Source organism: Amycolatopsis sp. CA-128772 (genome assembly GCF_002904295.1).
GTDB lineage: Bacteria > Actinomycetota > Actinomycetes > Mycobacteriales > Pseudonocardiaceae > Amycolatopsis.
The window spans coordinates 133909-145391 of record NZ_PPHG01000022.1; the positions used below are offsets into that span (position 1 = coordinate 133909).

Below are 11483 nucleotides of genomic sequence, written 5' to 3' on the forward strand. Positions count from 1 at the left end.
ATGACAGCCACCTCCGAACGCAGCGTGCCCAAGCCGGCGTTCACCGACGCCGAGGCGGGGGCGAAGGTCTTCCCGGACTCCACGGCCCGCCAGTACAACTACTTCACCCCGGCCAAGCGCAAGCAGAGCCACTACGAGGACGTCACCGTCGAGGTCCAGCCCGACCCGCGGCACTACCTGTCCCAGGGCTGGCTCTACGCCTTCGCCGACGGCAAGGGCGGATACCCCCTGGAATGGACGGCGCTGAAGGCGTGGGGCTCCGACCGGCCCCTGCCCGAACGCGGACCAGGGTCCGGCGGCAAGGGCTACGACTGGCCCGCGCACGGCTGGCACGAGTTCCGCGACCCCAACGAGGAGTGGGAACTCACGCTCTACCGCTACAACGCGAACGTCGTCCGCCAGCTGAACCAGAACATCGACGCCGCCCGCCAGGCCAAGGCGTTCGAGCAGTGGAACCGCAACTGGGTCGACTTCGTCGCCAAGCACGTCGGCGCCTGGATGCACGTCGACCACGGCCTGGGCCTGTACCTGTTCGCCAACGCCAACCGCCGCGCCCCGACGAACATGCACAACAACGTGATTTCGGTGAACAGCATGCACCGCATCCGCGCGGCGCAGGACCTGGCGCTGTACAACCTGACCCTCACCGAGGAGATCGAGGGCTTCGACGGCACCGCGCACCTGTCCACTTGGAACGAAGACCCGGCCTGGCAGGGCGTGCGGGAGACCGCCGAGCAGCTGACCGGGATCTGGGACTGGGGCGAGGCGATCTTCGCCGCCAACGTCGTCTTCGAGCCGCTGGTCGGCGAGCTGTTCCGCAGCAACCTCGTCCAGCAGGCCGCGCCCGCGAACGGCGACTTCGTCACCCCGACGCTGATCGGCGCCGAGGAGTTCGACTTCTCCGAACGCGACCTCCGCTACACGAAACCGCTGTTCCACCTTCTCATCAACGACAAGGAGTTCGCCGACCACAACAAGGCGCTGCTGCAGAAGTGGCTCGAGGACTGGGTGCCGAAGAGCATCGCCGCCGCCCGCGCGCTGCAGCCGCTGTGGTCGCAGCCCGACGCCAAGCCGATCCGGTTCGAGGACGGCCTCGACCGCGTGAAGAGCCGGTTCGCCGGCATCCTGTCCGAACTGGGCCTCAAGGCACCCGAGGAGCTGGGCCAGTGACTGTCTTCAAGACCGCGGAAAGCCCGTTCAAGGCCGACAACACCGCGTCGAACATGTGCGGCTTCACCCTGATGAACAACCAGGTCGGCGCGATCATCGCGGAAGTCATGGCCACCAAGGACAACGTGACCGTGACGCCGTTGCCGTCGATGATCCGCGTCGACGCGAAGGGCCGGACGGACCTGGTCTACGCCGAGGTCGACGAGGCCGCCGGCGAGGAAGAAGGCTGGTTCACCGCCGCCGAGTTCGAGGAGAGCATGTCCACCCACTACGGCCGGATGATCCACGAAGACGACCGCACGATCATGTTCGCCAACCCCGAAGACGCGGCCGAGTACCTCGACTTCGACCTCAAGCCCATTCGCTAGGTACCAGCACTCGATCCCGCTCAGGAGGGTCAACCATGTACGAAAAAGACGGCGAAAAGTATTTCGTGGTGGACGCCCACACCCACTTCTGGGACGCGAGCCCGGAGAACTGGGTCGAGGGGCAGGAGGAATACGCCAAGGGCTGGATCGAGTGCTTCCACGCCTACCAGGGACTCGGCCCGAAGGAGACGCACTGGCCGCTCGACCGGTTCCGGAAGTACTCCGAGGAGCTGATGATGCACGACCTGTTCGAGGTCGGGCACGTCGACACGGCCATCTTCCAGCCGACCAACCTGCGGCAGTGGTACAAGAACGGGTTCAACACGACCGAGGCCGACGGGGCGCTGGCCGACAAGCACCCCGGAAAGTTCCTCGTCAACACCACCTTCGACCCGCGTGAAGGCGACGAGGGGATGAAAGCGTTCGAGGAGCGCGTCAAGCGCTACGGCTGCAAGGGCGTCAAGCTGTACACGGCCGAATGGCGCGGGGACTCCCGCGGCTGGAGCCTGAAAGACCCGGAAGCCGCGCGCTACCTGGAGAAGTGCGAGGAACTGGGCGTCAAGAACGTCCACATCCACAAGGGACCGACGATCTGGCCCCTGGACAAGGACGCCTTCGACGTGTCCGATGTGGACCACGCGGCGACGAACTTCCAGGGCCTCAACTTCATCGTCGAGCACGTCGGCCTGCCGCGCATCGAGGACTTCTGCTTCATGGCCACCCAGGAGCGGAACGTCTACGCGGGACTGGCCGTCGTGGTCGGCGGCCTGATGCACGCCCGCCCCAAGTTCTTCGCCAAGGTCATGGGCGAGCTGTTGTTCTGGCTCGGCGAAGACAAGCTCATCTTCGGCGCGGACTACGCGATCTGGGAACCGAAGTGGCAGGTCGAAGGCTTCGTCGACTGGAACATGCCCGGCGACGACGAGCTGTCGGACTTCCCGCCGCTGACCGTCGACCAGAAGAAGAAGATCCTCGGCCTGAACGCGGCCCGCCTCTACGACATCGACGTCCCTTCGGAACTGCAGCTGGCGAATCCGGAGAACGTCGAGCCCGTCGGCGTGCCGAACTCATGACCGCCGTGGTGACCGGCGCCCGCGCCGCCGTGTGGGCGGCGCTGGGCACCGTCCGGGACCCCGAACTGGACGAACCCCTCACCGACCTCGGGTTCGTGGCCCGCTGCGAGGTGAGCGACGCGGGCCACGCCGTCGTCCGGCTGCGGCTGCCGACGTACTTCTGCGCACCCAACTTCGCGTTCCTGATGGTCGCGGACGCCTACGACGCCGTGGCCGGCGTGCCGGGCCTGACCGGGCTCGACATCCGCCTCGACGACCACTTCGCGTCCGACGTCATCAACCGCGGGGTGGCCGCGCGGCAGGGGTTCGTCGCGTCGTTCGACGGCGAGGCCGCCGACGAGCTCGACACGCTGCGGCACGACTTCGTCCGCAAGGCCGTGCTGGCCGGCACCGACCGCGTGTGCCGGTCCCTCGGCCGGGACCCGCGGTCGCTGACCCTCGGCGACGTCCCGCCGAGCGCCGACCTGGACCGGCTGCGTGCCCGCCGCCGCGAGCTGGGCCTGCCCGCCGAGGACGGCGACCCGCTGCTGCTCGACCCGGCGACCGGGACGGCTCCGGCCGACGCGAAGCGCCACCTGGCCTTCGCCCGGCTGACCCGCACGAGCATGGAGGCCAATTCGGGCGTCTGCCGCGGCATGCTGCGCGCGCGGTACTCGCTCGACGCAGAAGAGGAGGGCACGGGATGAAGGCCGTGCGGCTGCAGAAGTACCACCAGCTCCCGGTGATCGAAGACGTCCCGGAGCCGCGCGCCACCGGGCCCTTCGACGTCGTGGTCAAGATCGGCGGCGCCGGCGTCTGCCGCACCGACCTGCACATCATCGAGGAACAGTGGGCCGGGAAGTCCGGGGTCGAACTGCCGTACACGATCGGCCACGAGAACGCGGGCTGGGTGCACGAGGTCGGCCCGGCGGTGACGAACGTCGAGGTCGGCGACACGGTCATCCTGCACCCGACGCCGACGTGCGGGCTCTGCCACGCCTGCCGCGCGGGCGACGACATGCACTGCCCCAACGGGACGTTTCCCGGCATCAACACCGACGGCGGGATGGCCGAGTACCTGCTGACGTCGGCGCGGGCGTGCATCAAGCTCGATCCGTCGACCCAGCCGGAAGACGTCGCCGCGCTGGCCGACGCCGGGATCACCGCCTACCACGCGGTCCGCAAGTCCGTGCCGCAGCTGTACCCGGGTACGACCTGCGTCGTCAACGGCGCCGGCGGCCTCGGGCACATCGGCATCCAGTCGTTGCGCGCGCTGACGGCGGCCCGCGTGATCGTGGTCGACCGCAACGCCGACGCCCTCGAACTGGCATCGACGCTGGGGGCCGACGAGACCGTGCCGGCCGACGGCAAGCAGGTCGAGGCCGTCCTCGACCTGACCGGCGGCAACGGCGCCGAGGTCGTCCTCGACTTCGTCGCCGAGCAGGGCGCCCAGCAGGACGCCTTCGCGATGACCCGGCGCGCCGGGTCGCACTTCGTCATCGGCTACGGCTCGAACATCGAAATCCCGACGATCGACATCATCTCCACCGAGCGCAACGTCATCGGCAACCTCGTGGGCACCTACAACGACCTGGCCGAGCTGATGGTGCTGGCCCAAGCCGGGAAAGTCACCCTGCACACGAAGAAGTACCCCCTGGACGCGGCGCTCGACGCACTGGCCGACCTCGACGCCGGGCGCGTGCGCGGCCGGGCCATCCTCACCCCCTAGGAGCAGTCATGGCGAAGGAACTGCGGTTCGGCTCGGACGCCCGCGACCTGCTGCTGGCGGGCGTCGACAAGCTGGCCGAAGCGGTCAAGTCGACCCTGGGCCCCAAGGGCCGCAACGTGATCATCGAGAAGATCACCGGCTCGCCGGTGGTCACCAACGACGGCGTCACCATCGCGCGCGAGATCCACCTGAAGAACCAGTTCGAGAACATGGGCGCGCAGCTGGTCAAGGAAGCGGCGATCAAGACCAACGACGTCGTCGGCGACGGCACCACCACGGCGACCGTGCTCGCCCAGGCGATCGTGCGCGAAGGCATGCGGGCCATTTCGGCGGGCGGCAACCCGGTGCTGGTCAAGCGCGGCATCGACCACGCGGTCGGGCTGCTGTTGGCGCACCTGGAGAGGCAGGCCCACCCGGTGGTGTCCGAACAGGACTACGCGCGGGTCGCGGCGATCTCGGCCAACGACGACGACGCCGTCGGCGCGGTCATCGCCAAGGCCCTGCACACCGTCGGCGACGGCGGCGTGGTGACGGTCGAGGAGTCGCCGTCGATCGGGATGAGCGTCGAGTTCGTCGAGGGGTTCGAGTTCGACAACGGCTACCTCTCGCCGTACCTCGTCACCGACCCGGGCCGCCTCGAAGCGGTGCTCGACGACCCGTACATCCTGATGTGCGCGGAGAAGATCACCAAGGTGCAGCAGCTGATGCCGTTGCTGGACAGGGTGATGCGGGTACCGCGGCCCCTGGTGGTCATCGGCGAGACGGTCGAGGGCACGGCGCTGTCCATGCTGGTGCACAACCACCTGAACGGCACGTTCCAATCGGTGGCCGTCCGGGCGCCGGGGTTCGGTGACCGGCGGCTGCACAAGCTGGAGGACCTGGCCGCCATCGTCGGCGGTGCGGTGCTTTCGCGGCAGTCCGGGTTCACCATGGAGACGATGACCCTGGACCACCTCGGCCGCGCCAAGCAGGTCCGCGTCACCGAGAACCGCACGACCATCGTCGGCGGCGCCGGTTCTTCCGCCGGGGTCGATTTCCGGGTGGGGCAGCTGCGCGCGGAGCTGGAGCGCGCGCAGTTCGGCGTCGACGAAGACGTCCTGACCGAACGGATCGGCGCCCTGACCGGCAAGGTCGCGGTCGTCCGCGTCGGTGCGGCCACGCCGGCCGAGCTCAAGGAACTGCAGCACCGGGTCGAGGACGCCCTGTCGGCGACCCGGGCGGCGATGGCCGAGGGCATCGTGGCCGGCGGGGGCGCGGCGCTGCTGCACGCCGAGAAAGCGCTGGAGAACCTGGGCCTTTCCGGCGACCAGGCGATCGGTGTCGAGATCGTCCGGCGGGCCCTGGCCGAACCGGCGTTCCTCATCGCGCACAACGCGGGTCACCCGGCGCACGAGATCGTCGCGCGCACCCGCGAACTCGGCGACGACGAGGGCTTCGACGCCCTGCACGACCGGTACGGCGACATGGTCGCCCTCGGGGTGGTGGATCCGCTGCGGGTGTGCCGGTCCGCCGTCCAGAACGGGGCTTCGGTGGCGGGGCTGCTGCTCACGACGAACTCGCTGATCGCCGAGGAACAGACCCCGTGGGGTGGCAGTCCGGCGCTGATGACCGAGTTCGGGCCCTTGGACGAGGGCCTGCACCAGCCCTCGCCCGACGCAAGCACGCCGCAGTCCCTCGGGATGGGCCCCTCCGTCGGCTGAGCCGGCGGAGTGCGGAGGTCTCCCCGCCGGTGTCCTGAGCGCCGGCGGGGGGCCTCCGGCTCAGGGAGCGAGGCCGTGGCGGGCCAGCTCGTGGCCCGCCAGCTTCTCGATGACGTCCCGGTCGCGCTCGCGCCAGCCGGTCGCGACCTCGCCCGCCGACGCCAGCCGGCGCAGCGGCTGCGTGGCCAGTGCCCGCAGCGCGAGCAGGTCCAGCCCTTCGTCGCCGAGGGCCCGCAGCTGCGCGGCCGCGGTGGCCCGGCGCGTGAAGTGCCAGCGCAGCGGCAGCCACGTCACCACGAGCGTCAGCACCGGCAGCGCGATGATGATCGCCGCCAGCCACCACGCCAGGTTCTCGACCGCCTCGATCTGCCAGTGACCCGCGTCCGTGAGCTTGGTGCCGACGTCCGAACCGCCGTGCAGGGCTTGGGCCAGTGCGTCTCCGACGAGCGGGATCCGGTCGGCGGAGTTCGCGGCCGAGTCGAAGGTGCCGCGCAGGCCGGTGCCGGCGTCGACCAGCCCGTCGCCGGGCGCTCGCAGCTTCATGACCTGGTCGTACACCGAGGTCCCCAGCCACACCGCCAGGACGACGAGCAGCACGGCGAGAAGATCGCTGACGAGCTGGGCGGTGCGGCGGATCGGCCGTTCGGCGTAGAGCTGCATCGGGGGCGCCTTTCGCGGTGGGGGAGCGCGGCCACGGCAACGTACCCGCGTCCTCGCGGGGCGAACCGCCACGGTGGTCTATGACGGCGGTCATAGTGTGCTCGGCGCCGTCGTGTGCTCTCATGGCTCTATGACCACCGTCATAGAGGCCGCGGATCGCGCAGGTGTCGCGTCCCTGGTCGCGGCCTGCTCGCCGGGCAGCCTCCGGCGCCGGTTCCTGATGGGCGGCCCCGCCCGGCCGGCCGACGTTTTCCAGCGCTACCAGCGGTTCCTGCTCGCCGGACCACCGCACGGTGTCGCGCTGCTCGCCGTGCGCGGCGGCGTTCCGGTGGGGCTGCTCAACTTCGTTTCGGAGACGCCGGGGGAGGCGGAGGCCGGGATCCTCGTCGCCGACGCGTGGCAGCGGCAGGGGGTCGCCGGCGCGCTGAGCCGGTGGCTGTGGGCGTCCGGGCGCTGGCGGGGCTGGACCGTGCGCGCCACCGTGCAGGCCGGCAACACCGGCGCCGAGGCGCTGCTGCTGGGCCAGGGCTTCCGGCCGGTCCCGTCCTACGAGCGCGGCGAACGGGACTTCGCACTGGTCGTGCCGGAGTCCGGATGGGCTACCATGACGGACGTCATGAAGGAGGCAGCCGATGACGAGGACGCCGCGCGAGCGGATGGTGCTCAGCGCCGCGCAGCTGGTGCGGATCCACGGGGTCGGGGCGACCGGCATGCGGGACGTGGTCGCCCACGCCGAAGCGCCCCGGGGCTCCCTGCAGCACTACTTCCCGGGCGGTAAGGACCAGCTGATCGCCGAAGCGGTCACCTGGGCGGGCGACTACGCCGCCCGGCGCGTGGCACGCTTCGCGGCCAAGCTCGAGGACCCCACGCCGGGAAACCTGTTCGCGGCGATGGCGGCCCAGTGGACGGACGAATTCACCCGCGACGGTTTCGATGCGGGCTGCCCGCTGGTCGCGACGGTCGCCGACACGGCCGCGACCAGCGACGGCCTGCGCGAAGCGGTCGGCAAGGCGTTCGACGGCTGGCAGCGCCCGGTCGCCGCCACCCTCGAGCAGCTGGGCGTGCCCCCGGCCCGCACTGCTTCCTTGGCCGTCCTGATGCTCAGCGCCCTGGAGGGCGCGATCGTCCTGGCGCGGGCGCACCAGGACGTCGCCCCGCTCGACACGGTGGTCACGGAGTTGCGGCCGCTGCTCGACGGCGCGGTCGACAAGCGCCGCCGCCGGGCCTAGAGGTCGCGGAAGAACTCCCGGATGTCGCGGACGAGCACGTCCGGCGCCTGCAGCGACGCGAAGTGCCCACCGGTGTCGTACTCCGACCAGCGCGTGACGGTGTTCGACAGCTCGGCCAGCCCGCGGAGGGCGTGGTCACCCCGGAAGTTCACGACGGCGGTCGGAACACCGGAGGGCGGCGGCCGTTCCCCCACCCGTCCTGGCCGGCTTCGAGGTAGAGGCGCGCGGCCGAGCCGGCGGTGCCGGTGAGCCAGAAGATGGTGACGTTCGTCAGGATGGCGTCCCGGTCCACGGGGGTCTGGTCGGTGGCGGTGGGGTCCCAGCCGACGAACCATTCGAGGTTCCACGCGAGCTGCCCGGCGGGGGAGTCGTTGAGCGCGTAGGCGAGGGTCTGCGGGCGGGGGGCCATCTGTGTGGCGTAGCCGGAGTGGGTGTACCACCAGGTTTTGTTCTCCGCCGCTCGCTTCCGGTCCTCTTCGGACAGCCGGTCTTCGTCGCCGGGCGCGGTGGGGACACCGGCGTTCGCAACGGCGTTGACGTGCACGCCGATGACCGCTTCCGGGGCGACGCGGCCGAGCTCGGGGGAGACGATGCTGCCGAAGTCGCCGCCCTGGGCGCCGTAGCGTTCGTAGCCGAGCCGTCGCATCAGTTCGGCCCAGGCCCGGGCGGTCCGGCGCGTGTTCCAGCCGGGTTCGGTGGTGGGGCCGGAGAAGCCGAACCCGGGCACGGACGGCGCGACGACGTGGAAGGCGTCGCCCGGGTCGCCACCGTGGGCGCGGGGGTTGGTGAGGGGGCCGAGGACGTCTCGGAAGTCGGCGACCGTGCTGGGCCAGCCGTGGGTGATGATCAGGGGGTGGCGTCCGGTTCGGGGGAGCGGATGTGGAGGAAGTGGATTCGCTGGTTGTCTATGGTGGTGGTGAACTGGGGGAGTTCGTTCAGGTGCGCTTCATGTTCGCGCCAGTTGAAGTTTTGTTGCCAGTGAGTTACCAGGTCTTGCAGGTAGGTCTGGTTGACGCCGTAGTTCCAGGCGGCGTCGGGGAGTTCGCCTGGCCAGCGGGTGTTGGTGAGGCGGTTGTTCAGGTCGTCGAGGTCTTGCTGGGGGATGTCTATGCGGAAGGGGTGCACGGGGGTCAGCTTGGCTTGGATCTAGGACCGGTGTTGTCCTAGATGGTTGGCTCTGTTTTACGGATACGGCTTCGCCGTTGTTTGGGGAATCGGCGCGCCCTGTGGTTGTGTTGTGTTTGTGGTCGGCAGCTCCCATTCCTTTGAGGCGGTGGCTCTGGTCAACCGTACCGGCGAGCTGCTCGCGGATATCCGGTCCGCCGAAGCCGAACTCGGCGCCCTGTGGGTCGAGATCGACCACCGCGGGGTTTTGGACTTGTCCGGCTACCGCACTGCCGAGCGGCTTCTCGAGCATCTCACCGGGTGGGAGGTCCGCATCGCCCTCGACGGTCACCCCGGATTCCTGCCACCCCCGTTCTTGGACGAACACCGAAAACCTTGGCGCATCAACCGTTGCCGTTTGCGGCTTGAACAATCGAATACGGGATAGGCCCAGTCTTACGGCTAAGGACCCAAACCCGCGCCCGCTCGCCATCTTCTCGATCGCGAAATCACCTTCGGGCGCCAGCGCTGGCTGCCACACGTCGCCTCGCAAGCGCACCGATGACCGCGGGTGGCGAAATCCGCTCGACCGCACCCCGGACACCAGCGCCTCCCCGCAGCCCATGCAGGCCACCGACTCCGCCGCCGTGCCGAACCCATCAGCTCCCCGCAACCGCAGCAGAGGTTGCAGGCGGTGAACCCAGCTCGGCCGCCATCGCGATCGCGGCAAAGGCCGCAGGCGGCGAACCTCGCTCGCCGCTGCGCGGACCCACCGGCCCCGCGACCGCAAAGGCCGCCGGCGGCGAACCGTTCGGCGGCCGCGCTGAACCCGCCAGCCCCGCAACCACAGAGGCCGCCGGCGGTGAACCCCGCTCGCCGCCGCGCCGACCCGCCAGCCCCGCAACCGCAGCAAGAGCCCCAGCAGCCCCGGGAATCACCTCGCACCAGCACCCCTGCAGAGAGCCCCACCCCGGCACCTCCCCCACCACCCATCCGAGCGACAACCCCTTTGCCCAACCGGTCCCCGAGATCGTGGTCTTTCGGGCATCCGGGTGGCGGTCTCGGCGCGGTCTGCTCGTGCACTGATACTGTTCGTGAGGCAACTTGCTTGAAGGCTTGACGAAAAGGATCCGGCGAGGGGAAATGGCGGAGCGGTTCGAGTTCGTCCTCGAGGTCTTCGAAGCCCTCGTTGTCGGCCGGGCGACCGGGGGCGATGTGCAGCGTTATCCCCTTCGGGCCGGCAACCTGCCCAGTGATCCCGTGCGGTTCGTGCGGGTGGCGCGGCAGGTCTACGACGCCCTTGAAGAGCGGCGGCTCTCCGTGTCCGGGGAACTTCACCCCGGGGTGCGGGCCGCCTTCGAGCTGCTGGCCGAGCCTCGGGTTTCGGTGGCCGTCAGCGGGATCGACGGGCTGGGGGCCGATGTGGCCGTTCTCGTCGTCACCGATGGGGCCCAGGCGCTCGGGATCACCCAGGCGCCCGATACCGATGACCTGCTCTTCTCCCTCTTCGCGGACGAAGATCTCGTCGAGGTCGTCACCGGGGTGCTGCCGCCGGCTCCGGCCGCCACCACCGGGCGGCACGTCGTGCACCGGGCCGCCGGGCGGGAGGTCTCGGCCATGACCGCCAAGCGGATCGCCGAGGCCGAATTCGACGAAGAAGAGACCGATGCCTTCGGGATGATCGAGGTCAAGGCCGTCGTGCGGCCCGGGCGGCGGCCGCCGGCTCCGAAGTCCTCCGATGTCGCCGTGCTCGAACGGGTGCTGGCCGAACCGCGGCTCGGGGGTGGGCACATCGCCGTCACCGCGCAGGGGCGGCGGGGGGAACGGCTGGCCGGTGAGCCGCTGAGCTGGCTCGACACCGCCGATGGCCGCTACCTCGTGCACACCCGGACCGGGGAGTCCGGCGAGCTGACCGCCGAATACGTGCCGGCCGGGCGGGCCGATCTCGCGCGGGCCATCCGCGACGCGATCGCGGCTGTCTACTGATCGGGGAGGACCAGATGACGACGGAAGAGACCGCGGCGACGGTCCAGGCTGTCCAGGCCACCATGCAGCTGCAAGCCGCCACGACCCCCGAGACGAAGGCCGTGGCCGCGCTGCGGGTCGGGCTGGCCGGGGCGCAGCTGAAGCGGCTCGCCCAGACCGGTGGCTTCGCCATCGACGACACCACCGGCAACCAGCTGATCGAGGCGCTCGAAGGCGTGCTCGAGTCACTCGAAGCGCGGTGGGCCGCGCTGCAGCGGCTGCACGACGCCCCGGCCATGAGCCGGACCGCCACCGGGCAGTGGGTCTCCGCGCACATGGTCAGCACCGCCGCCGACGAGCACGGCCTCGTCACCCAGCTGCAGGCCGCGCGGCAGGAGTTCCCGACCTACATCGAGGCCATCAAGCTGGCGAAACAGAACTACAAGACGCGGGAAGAGACGACGCAGAAGACGTTGACCTCGCTCCCGACCGCCGACCAGAGCTGA

General features: G+C 70.0%; 12 protein-coding genes and 1 pseudogene. 11 read left to right on the plus strand and 2 right to left on the minus strand.

Annotated features, from left to right (window positions below; translation table 11 throughout):
- The 6 genes from C2L59_RS09240 to groL are packed head-to-tail and all read left to right on the plus strand — an operon-like array spanning position 1 to position 6019.
- A complete protein-coding gene (locus C2L59_RS09240) occupies positions 1-1170 on the plus strand; it encodes a toluene hydroxylase (RefSeq protein WP_103349087.1) in 1170 nt (389 codons plus the stop codon).
- Entirely contained in the window at positions 1167-1538 is a 372-nt protein-coding gene (gene mimD, locus C2L59_RS09245; protein WP_103349088.1) for a propane 2-monooxygenase effector subunit MimD, read from the plus strand. The genes C2L59_RS09240 and mimD overlap by 4 nt, the downstream gene beginning before the upstream one ends.
- Before the next feature lie 35 nt (positions 1539-1573).
- Positions 1574-2611 (plus strand): amidohydrolase family protein, encoded by a 1038-nt coding sequence (locus tag C2L59_RS09250; RefSeq protein WP_103349089.1) that lies wholly within the window; start codon positions 1574-1576, stop codon positions 2609-2611.
- Positions 2608-3297, plus strand: coding sequence for an iron-sulfur cluster assembly protein (locus C2L59_RS09255; protein ID WP_103349090.1), 690 nt, complete (start codon positions 2608-2610; stop codon positions 3295-3297). Before C2L59_RS09250 ends, C2L59_RS09255 begins: the two co-directional genes overlap by 4 nt.
- Complete coding sequence (locus tag C2L59_RS09260; protein ID WP_103349091.1) at positions 3294-4319, plus strand: NAD(P)-dependent alcohol dehydrogenase; 1026 nt, start codon at positions 3294-3296, stop codon at positions 4317-4319. Before C2L59_RS09255 ends, C2L59_RS09260 begins: the two co-directional genes overlap by 4 nt.
- An 8-nt stretch (positions 4320-4327) precedes the next feature.
- Positions 4328-6019 carry a chaperonin GroEL gene (gene groL / locus C2L59_RS09265; RefSeq protein ID WP_103349092.1) on the plus strand — a complete coding sequence of 564 codons (1692 nt, stop codon included), beginning with the start codon at positions 4328-4330 and terminating at the stop codon, positions 6017-6019.
- A gap of 60 nt (positions 6020-6079) precedes the next feature.
- Here the strand turns inward: groL and C2L59_RS09270 are convergent, their stop codons facing one another.
- Complete coding sequence (locus C2L59_RS09270; protein ID WP_103349093.1) at positions 6080-6679, minus strand: hypothetical protein; 600 nt, start codon at positions 6677-6679, stop codon at positions 6080-6082.
- Between the two features lie 130 nt (positions 6680-6809).
- Here C2L59_RS09270 and C2L59_RS48705 point away from each other — a divergent pair, with 130 nt between their 5' ends.
- Positions 6810-7457 carry a GNAT family N-acetyltransferase gene (locus C2L59_RS48705; RefSeq protein ID WP_233223362.1) on the plus strand — a complete coding sequence of 216 codons (648 nt, stop codon included), beginning with the start codon at positions 6810-6812 and terminating at the stop codon, positions 7455-7457.
- On the plus strand, positions 7399-7908 hold the full coding sequence (locus tag C2L59_RS09280; protein WP_233223372.1) for a TetR family transcriptional regulator C-terminal domain-containing protein: 510 nt from the start codon (positions 7399-7401) through the stop codon (positions 7906-7908). The genes C2L59_RS48705 and C2L59_RS09280 overlap by 59 nt, the downstream gene beginning before the upstream one ends.
- Here C2L59_RS09280 and C2L59_RS09285 read toward each other — a convergent pair.
- Positions 7905-9042, minus strand: a pseudogene (locus C2L59_RS09285) (epoxide hydrolase family protein). The gene C2L59_RS09280 and the pseudogene C2L59_RS09285 overlap by 4 nt on opposite strands.
- Before the next feature lie 37 nt (positions 9043-9079).
- On the opposite strand from C2L59_RS09285, the gene C2L59_RS09290 reads away from it, so the two are divergent.
- The 3 genes from C2L59_RS09290 to C2L59_RS09300 all read left to right on the plus strand — a co-directional run bounded on the left by C2L59_RS09290 (position 9080) and on the right by C2L59_RS09300 (position 11483).
- A complete protein-coding gene (locus C2L59_RS09290; protein ID WP_146060297.1) occupies positions 9080-9460 on the plus strand; it encodes a hypothetical protein in 381 nt (126 codons plus the stop codon).
- 695 nt (positions 9461-10155) lie between these two features.
- Positions 10156-10998 carry an ESX secretion-associated protein EspG gene (locus C2L59_RS09295; protein WP_103349096.1) on the plus strand — a complete coding sequence of 281 codons (843 nt, stop codon included), beginning with the start codon at positions 10156-10158 and terminating at the stop codon, positions 10996-10998.
- Between the two features lie 14 nt (positions 10999-11012).
- Positions 11013-11483 (plus strand): hypothetical protein, encoded by a 471-nt coding sequence (locus tag C2L59_RS09300; protein ID WP_103349097.1) that lies wholly within the window; start codon positions 11013-11015, stop codon positions 11481-11483.